The sequence below is a fragment of the Pseudoalteromonas sp. PAR1 genome (assembly GCF_947311895.1).
Taxonomy (GTDB): Bacteria; Pseudomonadota; Gammaproteobacteria; order Enterobacterales; family Alteromonadaceae; genus Pseudoalteromonas; species Pseudoalteromonas lipolytica_C.
In genome coordinates, this window is sequence record NZ_CAMZMY010000015.1 from 47,444 (window position 1) to 68,047 (window position 20,604).

Below are 20,604 nucleotides of genomic sequence, written 5' to 3' on the forward strand. Positions count from 1 at the left end.
ACGACCAATAAGTCCTTTTAAAACCATTTAGCAGAGGTATGGTCACATTTTGTAAAAAATTATTGGAGATATTTCTTCAAATTTTGACTTCTACAGACTAAAAACCTATTGTTTATTAATCATTACTTCTTCGAGATACACATGTTTAAGGACTGTGAAAAGGAAATTATTACAGTAAAGCCTTCACAACTAATCATTGGATTTACAGCCGAGGATGCCTTCAATTTTTCTCAAGAATTAGCCTTTTTGATAAAAGATTTCGATCAAATAAATGCTATAAAGTGTCATGATTTTATTTATCCATTTGTCGTTAAAAGTGAATACAATGATAGCTTTTATGTCATCGCTAATTGGTTACCAATGCTCTTTGAGAACTTTAAGAAACAAGAAACTGTCGAAGTCATTTTATGTAAAGACTTTGACATTCTTCATGATCTCAGCTGGCAATATGCATTACACTTATTTATACAAAGTTTAGATATAGAAACCGCCTTAGGAAGCCTTGAAGAGCTAATTAATCTCCTCCCAGCTAATATTAAAGATGAGTTAAAAGAACATTCAAATCATCATTCATCGCGCGAGATTACGAGCACATTGACGCAAAAAACTCGCTCACAAATTACGACTCAAATTAAAAGACTTGAACAAAAGCAAAGTGCTTATGAGCAAGAGTGAACTAAGAAAAAAGAAACATCTAACAAGGCATAAAAAGCAGCTTTTTTGCGGGTATGATTCGTTAGATGATCATGATATTACTACTCTAATTAACGTTTCATATAAACTAATCAATGGTAGTAAAAACACAAATGAATTGTATAAAATCACCTTCATTTTGTGCTCACTTTTGACAGGCAGGTCTTTAAACTCATTAATCAACAAAGATAATAAAATTATTTATCCTGGGGAAGATACAAAATTTAAAGGAGCTGCTTTATTTTCTGTAAACCGACCGACTATGAAACAAAAAAGCTTAAGTAAAATTCAAGGCTTTGCAAAATTATCCAATTCGCCAGCATTAATTTTAATACCAAAACCTTTATCAAAAATTCTCGCAAACTTCAAAAAATCGAAGTCCAACCTCGAAGAAAAAGACTATAAAAAGTTAATTAATTCATTTCTAAAGTCGATCAATAAGCAGTACAAAACAAGACTAACACTGGCACGAACAAGATCAAATTTTCATCAATGGTGTATTAAAAAATCAGTTTCTGAAGTTGTCTACGCCGCTATTTCAGGTCAGCCAATTAGCTACCATGCAGGAATTTATTACACGAGATTAAATAATGAAATTTTATTAAAAACAATTGAGAATTACTGGGATGATATTTTTAAAAATCAACTTCAATATAAGCCAACTTTACCAGCCTTAGTATCGACGGAATATTGGGGAAGTAACCGTGTAATAGACCAACACTTCGTATCAATGCTGTTTGCTTTTATTCAAAGAAACATCAAGTATCATAAGAATAACTTGGACTACATAAGTCTTCATAATTACTTTACCACATACACCATTAGTATTTTACAATTAAGTACCGGGTTAAGACCAAAGGTGGGCTTTTTTGAAGATATAAACAGATTCAATCTAGATGATAAAACAGTCATCATTTGCGACAAAGGAGAGAAATCAAGACGGTTAATAAAGTTAAGTAAATCTGCACATACTCAACTTATTGAATACATAAAATTTATAAAAATTTTAACTAAAAGAACATATTATCAAGATAGAAATGTTAGTGAGGAGTTGACTAAAAAAATAGATGGCACGAGCAACTTGCTCTCATTAATTGAGCGAGATAATGCTTCGAAAAAACGCTACAAAATTAGCTCCAATACTCTGAGAGTCTTTAAAGATTTCACTCAAGGTCGCTTCCCTTTTCCTACAAACTGGCACAGACATTATCTAAGAAGTGAATTTGAAAAAGCAGAATTTAATTCCGAATTAGTTGATCTATTTTTTGATCATAATAGCAATTTAGATCATAAATCTTCAATATTTAGCAGCATAAAAACGAATGATTTAGATAAGCTTGCAGACTTCATTGAAAATAAAATATTTCAAAGCCTCGATATTAAAACTCTTAAAAGCCCTCTTCGAGAATAAAATGCTAGATGATTCAAAAGCCGCAATTACGTCACAGATGGAAAAAGATGCTTTAATGGTACAGAAGTTAATAAGCGAGATTCACGTCCATTTATCAAGTAATAACTCCCTTTTTAAAATCGGTTTTAATGATAATTTAGCACTGATTGCTATTTTTGCATCAGTATACGGAGGCTTGTGTCATAGGGAAGGCCTTAATACTTTAATTAAACAACTTTTAACCGAGAAAAATCCCCTGTTTCAAACCAATCACTTTATACATTTCGAATTAGTTTTCAAGGCAAAAAATACTCCTCTCAACTATCATAAAGGTTCAGAAAGCTTAACGTTGCAACGCTGGTTTCCAGACAAATTAACATCTGTAGCAATATACAACTTTTTAAAGTTTCATAAGAAAAAAACGACAACAACTAACCTTGATGATTTTGATATTTGGAAATATATCACCTCTTTTTGGTCAAGTTTTAATACACCTAAAGTTTCCTCATTCTCACGCTTTTGTAAAGCAGCAAGTGTAGTTATGATCAGAAGTCACTACCCAAACACTCCGCTCTTCTTAATAAGTCATATGAATAGCACCCTTCTTTCGGCGTCTATGCCGCTAAGTAGCTTCCAACTTTTTTTCAACATGGCTACAAATAAAAAATACATCCCAATAAAGAAAAATCTACGCATTACTAGGTTAAAGCACCATGAAAAATACAATTTTTCACGGTGCTTTAACCTCCCTTCTTCAAATGAAGTAGAAAAATGGGTCAACTTAATACGCAACGCAGTTAACCCTAAAACAGCACTTTGCAACAAAAATAATTGGCCTGAAAGGTTTACGAAAAACTTACTATCACTATTAAAAGATCCCTCCCCAATTGCTGTTGAAATACTCATTTCTAGAATGTTGGATAAGATAGAAGCTAATCGATGGAAGGCTATTTCAACCCCTAATTCTTACATCAGCGAGATTGGTGAAGCATGGCTAAATTGCGCTATTTATGAGCAAATATCTGAATTTGATGAAGATGATTCCGAGTTTCTATACAAAAAAATAACTCAATCTATAGAAAGATTTACTGAACAAAAAAAATTACGAACTGAAGATCTCTTTGAATATGCAGCTATAAACTTCGCAATAACTCTACCAAAAACACTTCAAACAGATAAAGTAATAAGGAAGAATTATGTTAGAAGCACAATCATTCCCCCACATCTTTATAAACAAATTCGCTTTGACACGAATGAGGCTTTACAACATGAGAGTTCTTTTTATCGTACAACTATCGACTTAATCATTATAATTGCATTCAGATGTGGCCTAAGGCCTAAAGAAATCTTTAAGTTGCAATTAATTGATGTAGATAAAAATGAAGATTGGCTTTTTATTCAAAAAAATAAATTTGGAGATAATAAAACAGCGCAGTCGAAGAGAAAAATTCCACTAAAGCTACTGCTAAATGATGATGAATTAAAAACTTTTAGGCAATATATAAACAAGAGAAAACTACTACATAAAACCACTAATAAAGCACTGATTTTTAGTAAAAATGCGTCAGATGATATCCAATTTAATGAATCAGAGTTAAGTACAATTTTTAACTATTTTGCAAATAAACATCTCATTCTAACAGATTCTCCATTGTATCAGTGTCGTCATAGTTTTATATCTAATCTCATGATAATGTTCTTTGGGTGTAATGAGTTAAAAAGCACCTTTACTGACTATCGAGCTGATTTTTTCGATAGACTAAAAAATGAGTTTTGTGGGAAAAGTTTACTCAACGAACTTTGGCAAATCGCTGGTGCTGCTGGCCATTTAACACCTGAAACGACTCTAAGATCATATTCTCATACATGTGACTTATTGCTTTATTCTCAGACAAAAAATCTAGAACTCAAACAGCCTATAAATTTTTGGGAGAAGTTATGTCGCATGCCTACAAAGGTAGTTAGAGAGTACAAAAATGATGGTATTATCAACTTAAGTGATACATATAAATTTATTTTACCTAGACTTGAAAAGTTTGTGAAAAAGTCTTCAGCTCCTTTGAAATTTACTATCGGTAACAACCTCCCTGATTTTAGCTGTAAAACACCTACTATATATGACTGTATCGACACTTTAAAACTTCATGACCAAGGTATAAATAACTCAACAATCTCAGAAGTCCTTTCTATCAAAAGTGATATTATTTCAAAGTGGCTTGAAGTAGCCAGTGACATAAAAGAGTTCTTCAAGACAACAAAAAAACAATACCGTTTATACCCTAGTACATCAAATAATTTACACCCGCCAATGCCACAAGAATCAGATGAAATTCATCATTTACACATACTCCAACAACACATTACTCCTATATTAACTAACAATCGAAGACTTACATGGTGTATGTCATATATGTTCTTCAACGTATTAGCCACACATAGCTGTATCAGATTTAAAAACTATAAGAAGCTCAAAGACTTTATTAATATAATCGAAGAAGAGCTCCCCCTTCCTATGAAATGGGTAATTAAAGTAAAACAAGAAAAAAAATATATGGAAATACAGCTTGATGATATAAAAGAATCACAAAACGGATTCATCGATGCGCAACTTTATTATCATATAGAAGGTAGAGCGAATAGCTCAAACCAAATACTCCAATATCTATTTCATGTAAACTCGATATATATAGCTGGGATTGAAGACGAGCCGGTGCCGAATTCTCATTTTGTATATTTAGTGACAGAGTCATAAAGCCTGAGTCACTTCTCGATTCCTCAGGGTTTACTTGTATTCAATGAAAAGCAATCATTACTACATATCAAAACTTTAATATACTTGGTCCATCTCTTGCCATACCAGTTAACGCGAGCCCTATGACTTCAGCCTCAGCATCTAACTTTTTATCTTGAATATAATGAAGAAGTAACTCCGACGATTGCCTAAACTCTACGCTTGCTATGTAAGCAACTAGCTTATCTCTCACAGTAAAGTCACTTTTAAACATATGCATAACTCGAAAACCATAAATTAAATATGTTTGAGCAAACTCATCTGAAAGTATAGACCCTGCAAATTTATTCATAGGAGATAGAGAGCGCCCCAGCCTCAACATACTGATAGGACAACCAAAAGAGCTAAAGTACTGTAGTACAGCCTGTGCCTTTGCATGAGTAGCAGGATCTAACTGATAGCCTTCAAAAGTCTTTTGCGGTCTTACCATTAACTGGGTAAATGGCTCACCTACATTCAAATAAAGCTCCTTTTTTAATGCTTTTAACAACTTAGAACCTGCCACTTTTTGAAAATCACAATTAATCAAGTTCATTCTAACCTCCAACCGTTTCACGCAGCACTTCAGTGACGTTCGAAAATTGTGGAATGAACCCCTCTCCATAGTCATTTTCAGCATTCATTCTATCAACTTTTTGTAAATACTTTGCAACCTGAGTTTTAGGTTTGAAGCCATACCTAGCTTTGGGTGAATAACAAGTCCATGCATGCCTCAGGTGGTTCGCAACATTTGGAGCCAAGCTTTCCAGCTTCTTAAGTTCATTAGAGCAAACTTCAAGAGTTAACTGACTGTGATCCACTAACTTACCGATTTCTGTTCTTCTCATTGATGACGTTAAAGTAAGCGTTTTACCAATATCATGTAATAACGCGGCAACAACAGCGATATCTTTTTCATGCGAATTTAAGTCACCTACTCCCAAAATATCCCATGCTATTTCAACAGAATGTCTCAATAATCCACCAGGATAATTATGATGATAATTAAGACTCGCAGGGCACTGCAGATACCTCACTCCCACTGACTTTTGTAACAATACAGACCTAATAAAGGATCTTAGATATGGGTTTTGTACACGGCTTACGAGAACGATGAGAGCGTCAAAATACTTTGGCAAAGGACATTGCGATCTTGGTAGATTTGACAGATCTTCTCCAAGCTTATGTGAATGGTTACATTCCAATAAATTCTTACACTTAAAGTAAGCACTACCATGAGTCTGTAAAAGAGCAGCTTCAACATGCACTATGCTATGGGCCTTAAGTTCAATACTCATCAACTCTTGAGAGTTACAATAAACATTAAAATCACCGGTGCCATCAGATAAAGTCAGAACCCAACATTTTTGGCCAATGGAGTCTTCCTTTATAGTTATATTACTTAAATAGTAACGACCCATAAATCTCTTAAATTCAATAACATCAGATAGTAATGGCTGTATAGAGTCAATTTCAAAAGTTTTCATAATCAAATTCCTGAAGTAATAAAAAGTGTAGCCTTATCGGCTTGGCTTTAAAATTTTGCTGAAGAAACCATCAGCTGCAGAACCGTCTTTTCTAGTTAAATTTGGGACATACCTGCTATATGTACGGAATAGCATCTCAGTATTTGCATGCCCCATTTGATTAGCTATCCACTCAGGGCTCTCACCTGAAGCTAACCACAAAGTTGCTGCGGTGTGCCTCATTTGATAGGGAACCCTTCTTTCAATTCCTAACCGCCTAAGCAATGGGTACCACACACTTTTTGTTACCCAATTATGATCGAGAGGTTTTCCATTCTTGTCACAAAAAACATATTTAAGATGCCCTGTTCGCTTCTTCATACTCATCATTGCTCGAAGGACTACATCACTCATTTGAATTTCACGCTGACTAAAGTCATTTTTCGTATACTCTTCACGACCAGAAACTAATGTTTCTCGAATTAAAATAACGCGCTGCTCAAAATCAACAAACTTCCACTTAAGGCCATCAATTTCTGCAGTACGCATACCCGTAAAAATTCTAACTGTAAAATACTCTTTAAAGTCTTCACGAACATTCTCGAGGATCAACGCAATTTCATTGGTAGATAAAGGCTTTATATGATGCTTAGGCCCTTTCAATGGCTTTATACCCTTGTAAGAAGTTATAAAATCATATCGATCCGCTGCTTCTTGCAAAATCGACCTCATAACTTTCATATGCCGATTTATATGATTTGGAGAAAACAAACCACCGCCACTTTTTTTCAACTGTGTTAACTGCACTCTAAAATTGAGTAACTGTGATTTTGATATTTCATTTATTGGCATCTCTCCAAAAAACGGTATCAACCTGTTAAACAATATATTTCGAATCGTTGCGATATAACTTTTCCGCCATTGAACTTGCATTTCAGTAAACCAAAGTTCAGCAAAGTCCTTAAATATTGGAAAGCTAGCATCAGAGTTTTTTAAAACTTCTTCTGCATATTTGATCTTTTTTAATCGAGGGCTATTAGGAAACGTTTTCGCGTAATCAAAGCACCCTAATAAAATCTCAGCCTCAATTTTATCGAGTAACTTTTGTAGCTTTTTCCTATTCGCAGGTGTGTCTTTTAACTCAGTTTGCTCTCGACATCTTTGATTTCTATATCTGAAATCGAGGTACAATTTTCCTGAGCCACGTGAATTAATACTACCCATGACAAATACCTCCATTTGACATTGGAATTGCCATAGCTTGCAAAGAAAATTTACACATATCACGCTGTATAGCCCCCCAGTCGTATAGGATCTTTCGCCCTCCAAATGGGCGTATGTAATGAACCCCCTCCAGCAATACCGAATCTTTCAATTGCTCTCGAATAGTTCGACAGTCATATTTAATAAGTTTTGATAACTCTGATGTAGTTAAATAAGTAGATGTTGATTGCATAGTATTCACCTAATTGTCATGCTAATATAAATGACAAAGGTTAATTCAGAAAACCTTTTTGTCATCCTGAATAACATTATGCACCTCAAAACGCATTTGTCAACGACTTTTTGTTATCCTGGGTGACAAAAAGTCACTTTAGAGGTCAGATGACGTGATTAGATGTAACTTAGCTCGCCTAATGGGCGAAAGGAAAATGAAAGTTATGGATGTTGCCAGAGAAACGGGACTGCATAGAAATACAATAACCCTTCTTTATAAAGAAACAGCACAACGAATTGATTTAGAAGCTATTGATAAACTTTGTGAGCTTTTCGAATGTGAAGTGGGTGAACTGTTAGAAAAAGTAAAGTAAGCAACTACTGCTTAAAAGATGTGATTCAAGGCTGTTTCAGCCTTGTTTATAAAAAAATAGTTTATTCATAAACTATGATTCTACTAGCTCTTCTAATTGTGAACTGGTTTAATTGAGCCGGACACTTTAATAATGGACAATGTTCCAATATTGAGGTGTTAAATGACAAAACGTAAAAATAAATCTTATACAACCGAATTTAAGCAAGAAGCAGTTGCTTTAGTCACTGAGCAAGGCTATTCAGTTTCAGAGGCCGCAGCCTCTTTAGGGATCACAACCAAACTTATTTATAACTGGAAAGCTAAACTCGAAGAGCAACAAGCTGGTAATTCGCTAAATGAAGATGAGCGCGCAGAGCTAAAGCGCCTGAGGAAAGAAGTGAAAGATCTCAAAATGGAGAAAGAGATCTTAAAAAAGGCCAGCGCCTTCTTTGCGAGAGAAATGAAGTAAAGTATCAGTTCATCAAAGAAAATAGCCAAGCTTTTCGCGTTATAAAATTATGCTCAGCGATGAAGGTGAGTCGCTCAAGTTATTACGCATGGCTGGCGCGTCCAGCAAAGCTTATAACGGCCAAAGAGCTGCATCTTTATTGCAGAGCCAAAGCGCTGTTTAAACGCAGCAGAGAAAGCTTAGGCTACCGTGAGTTATGTAAAAGCTTACGCAAAGAAGGTTTTAAAATAACGCGTTATAAAACCAGAAAGTTAATGGCGAAACTCAATTTAGTGGTTAAACAACGAGTGGCCTATAAAGTAACAACTAAGCGTAAGCACTCTGATGCAGTTGCAGATAATTTGCTTAACCAGAACTTTAATCCGGTAGCACCCAATCAGATTTGGGCTGGCGACGTGACATACCTGAAAACTGGCGAAGGCTGGATGTACCTTGCTGTTGTGATGGATTTATATTCTCGTCGAATTGTTGGCTGGCATATTGATAAACGTATGACGACTGATTTAGTAATGAAAGCCATGGTTAAGGCTTATAACCTGAGAAAACCAGCCAAAGGCTTGGTATTTCATTCTGATAGAGAGTCCCAGTATACAAGTAAGCGATATCGCAACCTGTTAAAGCAGTTTGGTATGCGAGCAAGCATGGGTGAAGTGGGGGCTTGTTGGGATAACGCTGTTGTTGAAAGGTTCTTTGGTAGCTTGAAACATGATTGGTTGTTAAAAGTGGCTCAGCCAACTCGTGAACATATGAAAAGTGATGTTACTGAATATATGAAATATTACAATCTGGAAAGGCTGCACTCAGCTAATGACGAACAGTCACCAGTAGAGTATGAAAATTCTTTAAGAAAAGTGTCCGGCTGGAGTTGACCAGAACAGATCCTAACTAAATAGAAAGTTAGGATCTTACTTGGGAGAACTATCCTTTCTAGTGAATATCTAAAGCTTCAGTGAGAAAAGTCATTTGCATTGCAGTATTGTATGCTCTTCCTTCATCATTTATTGCCATAAAATGTCCACCCTCAGCTGCTTCGTAAAAATACACTTCATGACCTTGCTTTTGCATTTTAGCAGCCATCTTACGTGCATGCCCTGGGTGAACCCGATCATCTTTAGTCGAGGTCATAATAAACATTGGAGGATACTTTTTGTCTTTGTGTAAATTATGATAAGGAGAATACTTCAACAAGCTTTCTCTCTCTACTGGGTTTTCTGGACTTCCATATTCATCTACCCAACTCGCTCCAGCTAATAATTTATGAAAACGTTCCATATCCAACAGCGGTACCAATGAAATTGTCGCGCCAAATAAATCAGGTCGTTGAGTTGGAAGTACACCTGCAGTCAAACCACCATTTGAACCACCAATAAATGCTATTTTTCCTGCTCGTCCATACCCTTTTGCTATTAAATCTTCGGTAATTGTATAATAGTCATCATAAACTCTTTGCCTTTTTGTACGTTTAGCTGAGTCATGCCATTTCGGCCCATATTCACCTCCCCCTCTAACACTTGCAATAACAAAAATACCATTGTTATCAAGCCACATAGGTTGTAAAACACCTAGATAGGCCATAGATGCTGCAGGTGTGGTCGGTATTCCAAATCCACCATATCCGTACATAAGTACAGGTCTATCCCTCAATTTTAATCCAGAATCTTTCTTATAAGCGACAAAGTAAGGAACTTTTACTCCATCGCTAGCAGTCACAAAAACTCTTTTTACTGTAAAGTCTTTTTCACGTAGAACTTGAGAGGTCTCCCCTATTTTTTTTAGTTTATCATTAGAACCAAGCAAATATTCTTGTGGCTGTGTAATTAAATTTTCATACCTCAAAATTGCAAAATGACTTTCAGGTGAAGAAAATGAAGGAAGTGTTAATGTACCATTACTAGGAATACTTATTTCTGTTTTTGACCAATTAGAATTGCTTGAACCATCCTCTTGATAGCTCATTTTGAACAACTTTGAAACAACATCTTCAAGAACATTTAGATAAATGCTGTTGTTGAAGACCCCAACACCATCGTACTTATTCACCGCTTGATTGTCCTCTGGAACAAAAATTTCATCAACTAAATACTTTATTGATTCATCTTTTTTGATAGACATAGGTACTTCCAATTCTATAGCTACGAGAGTACCAGATTCATACTTTTTACCATTGCGTACCCATTCTTTTGGTAATGTTGCGATTATTTTTTTATTTAATGAATTAGCACTAAATGAGAAATCAACACCGAAAAATGAAGGTAATTCAATTCGACTTAAAGTCCCTTCTTTAGTCAACAATTGGAAAGATGCGTTCGAAAAATCATGCACAACAGACAGCAAAATAGTTTTATCATCAAACCCATGTAAACTAGTAAGACCTACTAATGTATCAACTTTCTTAGCCGAAAAAATTATTTCAGACTCTTCCAGTTTTTCACCTCTGTTCCATAGCCTTACAACTCTTGGGTAATGAGAATCTGTTCTTTCATTTTCATCAAAGGAAGTAACAACAACGAGCTTATCATTAGATAACCATTCAACAAATGTTCGTTTCAAATCCGTATTGAAATTTTTAGTTTTTATAAATTGCTTTTTAACCAAATCAAATTCTCGGTAAGTAATGGCGTCACTCCCCCCATCACTAAGACTCACAAGCAATCGCTTTCCATCTGGTGAAAAACGAAGGAAATGCATACTGAAATACCAGTTTTGACCTTCTTCGGCCGCAATCTTATCTAAGTTGACTAACTGTTCCCATTGCTCTTTGGAGGGTAATTGATTTACATTCTTACGAACTAGCACTCCTCGAGGGCTAGTTTCATTCTGCAACACTTTATAAATGAAATCATTATGCATCTTATAATCTAAAAAATTTGGAAGCCTTTCACCATTTTTCTGTAGTTCATAACTTCTTGCTAAAATATCTTTAAACTTACCTTGACTGGATAGACTGCTCTTTGTAATAGCATTTTGCCGACCAACCCAACTCTTTGATTTAATTGAACTTATCTCTTCCAACCAAATAAATTCATCTTTCGGCTTAATATCTTGCGCCGATACCTGGTTTATTAAAAGTATGCTTAACATCACAAAGTTAGTGAAGAAAGCTGTTATTTTCGTTGTTTTATTCATATACATTTACTCTCATTCTTAATACTTCCCATGTGGAAGGTTAAAACTGCATACTTAGTTCTAGGCCAATTGTTCTCGGCTGTGAACGTACAGCAACATCAGGACTTCTAGGTCCTATCGCGCCATCTTCATCCGTCAAGTTATTCACAAAGACATATACACCGTATCGATAATTATCTAACCCTACTCGCATGTTCATGAGAGTGATATCATCACCTGCTTGATAAGTTGCATAACTAGTATCTTCACGTTCTGAGAAATACTGCCCTGATATATAACCAAACCAGTCATAGTCTTGAAATGCATGCTGTCGATATGTAAACGATAAATTTGCGCTGACATCAGAAATGTTGGTGGGTTTATCACCTTTGTTGATTGATGATCCTGGAACATCCTCACTGTATTTTGGATCCATCAAAGAAAGTCCCCCATTCATTGTGAGGTTCTTACTCAATCTTGCACTTAATGCTAATTCGAGGCCCGCAATAGTGATCCCCTCAGATTGATAGATACCATTTAGTGCCCCAGAGATAATCTCAAAGCGAACCGGCACGTCTTCCCAATCACTATAATATGCCGCAGCCTCTAGCACTAAACTACCGTCAAGTAATGTTGACTTACTTCCTAATTCATAAGTTGTGATGGTGTCTGAATCTATAGACTCTGGTAAATCGATACCCAATTCATTTGCTAAACTAACAGAAGATGCAGGCTGAGCTTGCCCTCCTCGAAAGCCCTGAGCTCCACTCGCATATACCAACCAATTGTCATTTGGTTCATAGCTAATGATTAAACGAGGTGAAACTTGACTAAATTCATCTTCATAAGAAGTTTCAAAAGGACCTGATATATCAATGCCGCTCTCTGAAACTTTTAAATCTTCTTCAAAGTAACGGGCTCCTAATGCAACGCGCCAATCCTTATTCAGGTGATACTCTACTTCACCAAAAATAGCCTGAGCTTCAGAGCGGCTCGGACTAATTGAATCAGTAAAGTTCTCAATAAATATAGTATCTTCTCTTTTACCATCTCGGTAGTAATAGCCAAAAGTCCAGTCTAGATCTCCATCGGTATTATTTGTAAATAGTAACTCATGAGTTTCGACTTTAATTTCGATCCCTGCATCAAGTAGCCCCAAACCTGGAATGTCAGTAACTACATCATAGTAGAGTTCATTTTTTCCATAAGCATAACTAAAATTCACTGAATCAAACTCGTAATCAAAGCTAGCAGAGAATTGCTCATATCCTTGCTCTGATACTGAATCGGCAAGCTGGATAGTGCTATCATCTAAAGCCCTATTACTGCCTCCAACATCTTGGTCACTTTTCCAATATGCAAATTCAATATTCATCCTTTCAGTTGGTGTGATCTTTAACTGTGTACGATATGTTGATGTATCGATTTGATTGTAATTTTTCTCACCATCTACAATATCAATCCACCCACCTTGCTTTTCTTCGATAGCAACAACTCGAAGCGCAGCAACATCTTGCATCAAAGGAATATTAACCATTCCTCGAAAACTATTATTGTCCTCACCTCCGCTTGTAGATGAGTACTGCCCATCTATGCGCCCATAAAACTCCACAGGATCTGGGTCATTTGTTAAAATTCGAACAGTTCCCCCCATTGCACCTTCACCAAATAGCGTACCTTGAGGACCACGAAGAACTTCTACACGTTCTAAGTCAAATGATTGCACATTAGGATTCCATGGCACTGTAATCCCTGTAAAAGGAACATTGTTTAGATAGTAGCCATTCGCATTGCCACCAAGAGAAGTCGAGATCCCCCTGACAGCAAGCTGTTGAAAAGAGCCTGAATCTACTAGAGATACGCCTGGTGCCTTTTCTAGAAAATCTCCAATCTTTCTTGCGCCCATGTCATTTAAAGCAGCGTCACTAAATGCAGTTACAGCAACAGGAGTCTCAACTAAAGCTTCAGACCGCTTTCTAGCAGTGATAACTACTCTTTCAATTTGCGACTCGTCTTCTTTTGCTTCTATATCAGTGCTTTCTTGTTGGGCCTGAGTCGCAAATATCGTGAAGGTTGAAAAAATTGATAGTGCAATTGATGCTTTAATAAAATTAGGCTTAGATCGGTGCTTCCGACTTGATTTTATCATTTTTCATTTTCCTGAAGTTTCTATTTTTATTATAAATACCCTATTACTTGGTATTTCGTATCAGAGAAATTCAATTAGTAGAAATTGTCTCTCTGAATAGAAGACTTATGGGAAAGCAAAAACTGCCATAGTTAATTAACTTTTTACTTACTAAAGGTTAAAAAAGGTGTGGAGAAAAAAACTAACGGTGAAAAGTATTTGATATTCATAAAATCATCAAAAGGTAAATTTCATTTCTATACCAACAGTTCTCGGCTGAGGACGTATTCCAATATCTGGGCTTCTTGGCCCTATCGCGCCATCCTCATCGGTCAAGTTATTCACAAAGACATATACACCGTATCGATAATTATCTAACCCTACTCGCATGTTCATGAGAGTAATATCATCACCTGCTTGATAAGTTGCATAGCTAGTATCTTCACGTTCTGAGAAATACTGCCCTGATATATAACCAAACCAGTCATAGTCTTGAAATGCATGCTGTCGATATGTAAACGATAAATTTGCGCTGACATCAGAAATGTTGGTGGGTTTATCACCTTTGTTGATTGATGATCCTGGAACATCCTCACTGTATTTTGGATCCATCAAAGAAAGTCCCCCATTCATTGTGAGGTTCTTACTCAATCTTGCACTTAATGCTAATTCGAGGCCCGCAATAGTGATCCCCTCAGATTGATAGATACCATTTAGTGCCCCAGAGATAATCTCAAAGCGAACCGGCACGTCTTCCCAATCACTATAATATGCCGCAGCCTCTAGCACTAAACTACCGTCAAGTAATGTTGACTTACTTCCTAATTCATAAGTTGTGATGGTGTCTGAATCTATAGACTCTGGTAAATCTATACCCAATTCATTTGCTAAACTAATAGAAGATGTAGGCTGAGCTTGCCCTCCTCGAAAGCCCTGCGCTCCACTCGCATATACCAACCAATTGTCATTTGGTTCATAGCTAATAATTAAACGAGGTGAAACTTGACTAAATTCATCTTCATAAGAAGTTTCAAAAGGACCTGATATATCAATACCGCTCTCTGAAACTTTTAAATCTTCTTCAAAATAACGGGCTCCTAATGCAAGACGCCAGTCCTTATTCAGATGATACTCAACTTCACCAAAAATAGCCTGAGCTTCAGAGCGACTTGGGCTTACAGTATCAGTATAACTTTCAATGAATGTTTCATCTTCTCTTTTACCATCTCGGTAGTAATAGCCAAAAGTCCAATCTAGATCTCCATCAGTATTATTTGTAAATAGTAACTCATGAGTTTCGACTTTAATTTCGATCCCTGCATCAAGTAGCCCCAAACCTGGAATGTCAGTAACTACATCATAGTAGAGTTCATTTTTTCCATAAGCATAACTGAAGTTTACTGAATCAAACTCGTAGTCAAAGCTAGCAGAGAATTGCTCATATCCTTGCTCTGATACTGAATCTGCAAGCTGGATAGTGCTATCATCTAGAGCCCTATTACTCCCAAAGCCAACTCTTGCATTACTCCAATATGAAGCTTTCATATTCATTTTTTCTGAAGGACTTATTATAAAGTGTACACGATGAGTCGATGAATTTATTCTATTGTAATTATTATCGCCTTCAATAATATCAATCCACCCACCTTGCTTTTCTTCAATAGCAACAACTCGAAGTGCCGCAAGATCTTGCACCAAAGGAATATTAATCATTCCTCGAAAACTTTTACTGTTTTCTCCTTCACTAATCGATGAGTACTGACTATCTATACGCCCATAAAACTCCACAGGATCTGCATCATTTGTTAAAATTCGAACAGTTCCCCCCATTGCACCATCTCCAAATAGCGTACCTTGAGGGCCTCGAAGAACTTCAACTCGTTTAATATCAAAAGTTTGTACATATGGATTCCATGGCACTGTTATTCCAGTGAAAGGAACATTATTTAGGTAATATCCATTTGCATTACCTCCCAATGAAGTAGAAACTCCCCTTACAGAAAGCTGAAGAAGCGAGCCTGAATCAAGTAAAGCAACTCCAGGGGTTAGTTCCAGAAAATCACTAAACTTTCTAGCTCCGATTTCATCTAACTGAGCCGAACCGAACACTTTCAAAGCAATCGGAATTTCACTCAAAGTCTCCGATTTTTTCCTTGCAGTAACAATTATCCGCTCTACAGAAGTATCTTTGGAAGCACTAACTGCATTTCCTAAAGTTGGACTTTTAACTTTTTTTAAGTCTGAACTATTTGTAGAATGAAGATCGCGCTTTTTATCATTAACTGAAACAATTAATAATCCACTGCTCCCTACACTTACAGTTATTGGTGAACCTTCAATCAATTTCAATAGAGCATCTTCAGCAGAGTAAAATCCTAAGAGGGAATTTAGGGTATAAGATTCAAGCTCAGCTCGGGGAATGATTACTTGACGACCAGATTGAATAGCATAGTGCCTAAGAGAAAGATTCGCAGACAATTGAGGGATATCAAATTTCAAAAGCTCTTTAGCAAAAGTTACTTCAACAAAACTCACATATGAAATGAATGCTAAAACAATATACCGAATTTGGAATATGAGTTTAAAAATATATTTCACTATGAAAGGTCCAAATTAAGTTAGACGCCTTTTTCTATTTTCTTCTTTAACAGCACTACACTATCACTTTCTTTCACGAGTTCAATGTTAAAGTTTAGTCTTAAAGACGCCAACATCCCTTCAATATCATGTACGTTAAAAATACCATCAACTTTTATGCTAGATAATTCCATGTCGACTATTCGGACTTTTAATTTAGAGTATCGGGAAAACTCATTAACAACTTTGATTAAAGGCTCTCCTTCGAATAGAATCATTCCCTTTTTCCACAATAATTTTGTGGTAAGCTTTTCATGTGAAATGGAGCTAACTTTAGAAACTTCTGAGCTATAAATAACCATTTGTCCAGCTGTTACTTTTGTACCACTTTGGAACGTGTCCTTATCCAAAGAAGCTTTAAGATTGTTAGTATCAAATTTATTGTCACTTGTTTTAACAGCTACAGTACCTTCCTCAACAATGACTTCAACACCTTCAGATCTTTTATAAACACCGAAAGCAGTGCCTACTGCACGAACTTCTCCCAAGTCGGTTGAAACTGTAAAAGGCCTTGATGAATCTTTAGCTACATTAAAAAATGCTTGTCCTTCTTCTAAAAAAACATTCCTTTGAGACTTTGAAAATTGTACTGATATTCGAGTATTGGTGTTTAGAGTAACTACAGACCCATCATTAAGTGAAAACTCTGAATTTTCACCAATTTTTGTACTATATACTTGGGTGACAAAAGAGTCTTGAGGATAAAGTCTATATAAGAATGAAAAGCATACGAGAAAAAATGAAACAACAATAGGTATAGCCCATTTAGACTCTACTGGTTTTTTTCTTTTTAAACTCTGGGCTTTTAAAGGTACTAATTTCTCTAGATTTTTTAAAATATCAGAATGACCATAAACAAAAGCAGTTTCAACTAACATTTTTTTATTAGCTTCTGATTCTTTTAACCAAGAATTTAATTCCGCAACTTCTTTTTTTGTGAGGTCACTTTCTTCCATCTTGACCACCCAACCAGCTGCAATCTCATCTACAGAAGGTTGAGTTTTATCTACTTTATTGTCCACTAGAGCTCTCCAAATAACCATTTTCTCTCATGAAGACTGTTAACTTAGCCAAAGCCTTTGCTAAGTGCTTATTTGTAGTGTTGATACTAATACCTAGCCTGTCTGAAATTTCACTGTGGCTTAAACCATAAACTTTTTTTAAAACAAATACCTGCCTGCACTGCATTGGTAGTTCACGAGTCGCAGCACAAAATAAATTAAATTTCTCTTCTCGTTCTAGTGTTGATAAGACTGAATCATGACTTTTCAAAACATCGTTTAACTGCAAGTCATCAATATAATCGGTAAGAACTGTGTTGCTGGAGCTTAAATAGCTTAAAGAGATATTTCTAGCCGTTCTAAATAAATAATTTTCAGGCTTTTCAATATGCTCTCGAAGCCAAACAACATAACTTTTTAAAAACGTTTCTTGTAAAACATCTTCTATATCAGAAGGGCGGTTTAAATAGCGAGAAACCAATTTAGACAGTTTTGGCCTGCAACTTAAGAAAATGCCCTCAAAAGTCATTTTGGTGGAGAGTAGTTTTTTCATCGACTAACCAAAGCTATTTGAAGTTTTAAATAGTAATTACTACCTACATACTATGCTGTTGGAGCTTACTACCACTTAGACATTGTGTCAATTTGGTTATAGATACGTTAACATAGATTAAGCTAACTTATGCTAATAGATTCATTTTTTATTTTTACAAAACGAAAAAACGATTACATTTATTTAAAAAGAAAAAATAAATTCAAATCGTACTGAAAATAATTCAGAAAATATAAAAGAATTCCTTCAGATTAAACAAATTAAAATAAGTAAACTTGAGTGAATTACCCTCTGATAAGATGGAGATTTAATCTATCACACCTTAAATTCGCTTTGACCTTTCTTAAAATCTAACCAAAAAAGATTGATATAGCTAAGGTAACAAACTTTTGCAAAAGCTAAAAGTGAGTAACCACAAAGAATTATTTATTTTCTGTTTCAATTTTTGTCACTGTCCCTCCACCATTTAGCTCTTGTCACTTTACATTCATCATTTTTGAAATATCTATCTTAAATCTACTTTTAATATCGTTAACTAAAGCTACTGTCGTACTTTCTAATTCATCTAAAAGCTCTGAACTTATGTATTTTAAAACATACCTTCTTTTTGCTCTTGAGCAACTACCGCCATTACTTATCAGTATCGAAATTATTTTATCTATAATAACATTCGGAATATCTGCATTCTCATTCAAGAGTTTCTTTGCTGAATCAAACGTTATTAACAAACATATTTCTTCAATTAACTCTGTTGAAATCGCACTTTCCATCATCTCATATACAAAGCAAACATGTTCAGTAAAATCAGGATAGCGATACATATAATCTATATCATTATTAATTATAACTTTGTTATCGTTATCACCATCTAGCTCCCAATCTAACATTGCCATTAATGGCTTTGAAATAGAGTCTAAAGTTTTGTCATACTTTTGTTGGTTTTTAAGAATTGAGGCTGATATTGGTATAATAAAGTTATGTTCAGGTTCTCTTTGTTTCATAACATCATGAATTAGGTACCTATGTATTCTTCCGTTTCCGTCATCCATCGGATGGATATATACTTCTCCGAAAGAAATTACGGTGGCATGAATTAAGGGAGGAATATTATTATCTATCATTAGGTTGTCATGTGTATCTAATAACCCCTTCATCATGCTATCTACATGTTTAGCCTTCGGACCAATATAATGAACATCTTCATCAGTAAAGTTGTAATGCTTTATTACTGAACCTACATAAATTTCACTTTTTCTATAGTCGGTAGCCTTAAATTTATCTTCAACAATCTGGTTCTGTAGATCTATTAGCTTCTCTTTAGTTAACTGAAAATAACCGGCATTTTTTATTGCTTTTAAAAAGCGCTGCATTTTTTGGCGACTAGGAGACTCTTTTTCTATTTCTGTAGATGATTTGGTTTCTTTAGAATATAAATAATTAATAGATCTTCCGATAATATCTGCTGACAGAGCATCACCCACATGCTGCATTTTAGCCCAAGCTGTTTCATAAACATCAGTTTTTTCTAACTCTAATATTTTGGAAGTTTTTCTTACGGTAGGACAAAACGCTCTAGTTCCAATAGCATTATTAATTACGCGTGTTCTTTTATCTCTAGTCCCGCTGATTAAAGTGTAATAAAACTCTTCTTCAAAAAGATTTATGTAGTTTCCAGACTTTAGATCTGGTAAATCCAATTTATTTTCAGTTAACCATTCAAATAAAAACCATAAAACTCGATTATACTTTGAGTTAGGTTTATCTCTGATAAAAGCTGAAAGCTCTGTTGTATCTACATTTTTAAATATGGCCGCAAAGAAGTGTAATCGAATGCCTTGATATTTTATAGCCTCAATCATTTGTTCATAAGGACAGTCTTTATAACTTCTTGTTTTAGGAATTATCTTTCTACAGGAAGCTCCGTAATTAGTTACGGTTTCTGTTTCTGCATTTTCATCATAGTATACTTCAACACCTAATTTAGGTAGGATCAATTTATAGTGTTTATCTAAATAGCTATAGCCAACTGGTTTCATAAAAATCTGTACTTTTCTAAATTGGTGTTGTAATTTGTATATAGAGTAATAAGTTGCTTGTCGAGAAACAACTTAAATTTGCTGCTGAATCATTCGAAGATCCAAAGAGCAATAAAAATCACCATAAAACACTTACAAAAACCATAAAACACTTACAAAAACCATAAAACACTTACAAGCACCATAAAGCACTTACAAATACCATAAAGCACTTACAAATACCATAAAGCACTTACAAATACCATAAAGCACTTACAAACACCATAAAGTACTTACAAACAACACAAAACACTAAAAAATACCATGTAAGTCTCTTAATACTATTCAAAGAATGTAATTCTCCTCAATAAATATCACTTTTCTCCAAGTCAAGGTGGGCTAAAAACTATGAGCGTGATTTTAATGTATGTTAAGATTAAGCTGGTTTATGGGCAGATTTTTGGTCGCGTTTCGCGATCTGTGAAAAAATTGTTCGAAAGAACTGCCTATTAGTAGATTTCCATCATAATGATGGCTACCTGATAAAAGTGCCTAGGAGTGCCCATAAACCACAATTGAAAAGGA

Annotated in this window: 15 protein-coding genes; 5 read left to right on the plus strand and 10 right to left on the minus strand. The window is 35.2% G+C overall.

Going from position 1 to position 20,604, the window contains the following annotated elements; all coding sequences use genetic code 11:
- Positions 1–141 precede the first annotated feature (141 nt).
- From QL229_RS13390 to QL229_RS13400, 3 genes are read left to right on the plus strand one after another with little or no spacing between them, the layout of a single operon-like run.
- Positions 142–675 carry a hypothetical protein gene (locus QL229_RS13390; protein WP_281547048.1) on the plus strand — a complete coding sequence of 178 codons (534 nt, stop codon included), beginning with the start codon at positions 142–144 and terminating at the stop codon, positions 673–675.
- A complete protein-coding gene (locus QL229_RS13395) occupies positions 662–2,104 on the plus strand; it encodes a hypothetical protein (protein ID WP_281547049.1) in 1,443 nt (480 codons plus the stop codon). The genes QL229_RS13390 and QL229_RS13395 overlap by 14 nt, the downstream gene beginning before the upstream one ends.
- Position 2,105: 1 nt before the next feature.
- A complete protein-coding gene (locus tag QL229_RS13400; protein WP_281547050.1) occupies positions 2,106–4,835 on the plus strand; it encodes a site-specific integrase in 2,730 nt (909 codons plus the stop codon).
- Positions 4,836–4,902: 67 nt separating this feature from the next.
- Here the strand turns inward: QL229_RS13400 and QL229_RS13405 are convergent, their stop codons facing one another.
- The 4 genes from QL229_RS13405 to QL229_RS13420 are packed head-to-tail and all read right to left on the minus strand — an operon-like array spanning position 4,903 to position 7,775.
- Complete coding sequence (locus QL229_RS13405) at positions 4,903–5,409, minus strand: hypothetical protein (protein WP_281547051.1); 507 nt, start codon at positions 5,407–5,409, stop codon at positions 4,903–4,905.
- A 1-nt stretch (position 5,410) separates the two neighbouring features.
- Entirely contained in the window at positions 5,411–6,340 is a 930-nt protein-coding gene (locus QL229_RS13410) for an HD domain-containing protein (RefSeq protein ID WP_281547052.1), read from the minus strand.
- A gap of 33 nt (positions 6,341–6,373) precedes the next feature.
- The gene (locus tag QL229_RS13415; protein WP_281547053.1) at positions 6,374–7,543 is read right to left on the minus strand and encodes a site-specific integrase; all 1,170 of its coding nucleotides are present in this window, start codon (positions 7,541–7,543) and stop codon (positions 6,374–6,376) included.
- Positions 7,536–7,775 (minus strand): hypothetical protein, encoded by a 240-nt coding sequence (locus QL229_RS13420; protein WP_119853811.1) that lies wholly within the window; start codon positions 7,773–7,775, stop codon positions 7,536–7,538. Before QL229_RS13420 ends, QL229_RS13415 begins: the two co-directional genes overlap by 8 nt.
- Positions 7,776–7,929: 154 nt before the next feature.
- Between QL229_RS13420 and QL229_RS13425 the strand changes: the two genes are divergently transcribed.
- A complete protein-coding gene (locus QL229_RS13425) occupies positions 7,930–8,130 on the plus strand; it encodes a helix-turn-helix transcriptional regulator (RefSeq protein ID WP_281547054.1) in 201 nt (66 codons plus the stop codon).
- 162 nt (positions 8,131–8,292) lie between these two features.
- Positions 8,293–9,449, plus strand: a protein-coding gene (locus tag QL229_RS13430; RefSeq protein ID WP_281547055.1) for an IS3 family transposase whose coding sequence is annotated in 2 segments (ribosomal slippage) — positions 8,293–8,536 and positions 8,536–9,449 — 1,158 coding nt in all. Because the reading frame shifts where the segments join, the coding sequence is not laid out codon by codon here.
- Between the two features lie 58 nt (positions 9,450–9,507).
- Here the strand turns inward: QL229_RS13430 and QL229_RS13435 are convergent.
- From QL229_RS13435 to QL229_RS13460, 6 genes are all read right to left on the minus strand, one after another.
- Positions 9,508–11,706 (minus strand): prolyl oligopeptidase family serine peptidase, encoded by a 2,199-nt coding sequence (locus tag QL229_RS13435; RefSeq protein ID WP_281547056.1) that lies wholly within the window; start codon positions 11,704–11,706, stop codon positions 9,508–9,510.
- A gap of 40 nt (positions 11,707–11,746) precedes the next feature.
- Positions 11,747–13,834, minus strand: coding sequence for a TonB-dependent receptor (locus tag QL229_RS13440; protein ID WP_281547057.1), 2,088 nt, complete (start codon positions 13,832–13,834; stop codon positions 11,747–11,749).
- A 216-nt stretch (positions 13,835–14,050) separates the two neighbouring features.
- Positions 14,051–16,411 carry a TonB-dependent receptor gene (locus QL229_RS13445; RefSeq protein ID WP_281547058.1) on the minus strand — a complete coding sequence of 787 codons (2,361 nt, stop codon included), beginning with the start codon at positions 16,409–16,411 and terminating at the stop codon, positions 14,051–14,053.
- 20 nt (positions 16,412–16,431) lie between these two features.
- Positions 16,432–17,472 (minus strand): FecR domain-containing protein, encoded by a 1,041-nt coding sequence (locus QL229_RS13450; RefSeq protein WP_281547059.1) that lies wholly within the window; start codon positions 17,470–17,472, stop codon positions 16,432–16,434.
- Positions 17,462–18,004, minus strand: a complete 543-nt coding sequence (locus tag QL229_RS13455; protein ID WP_281547060.1) for an RNA polymerase sigma factor — start codon at positions 18,002–18,004, stop codon at positions 17,462–17,464. Before QL229_RS13455 ends, QL229_RS13450 begins: the two co-directional genes overlap by 11 nt.
- A gap of 476 nt (positions 18,005–18,480) precedes the next feature.
- Positions 18,481–20,040: a Fic family protein gene (locus QL229_RS13460; protein ID WP_281547061.1), complete on the minus strand. Its 1,560-nt coding sequence runs from the start codon at positions 20,038–20,040 to the stop codon at positions 18,481–18,483.
- Between the last annotated feature and the right edge of the window lie 564 nt (positions 20,041–20,604).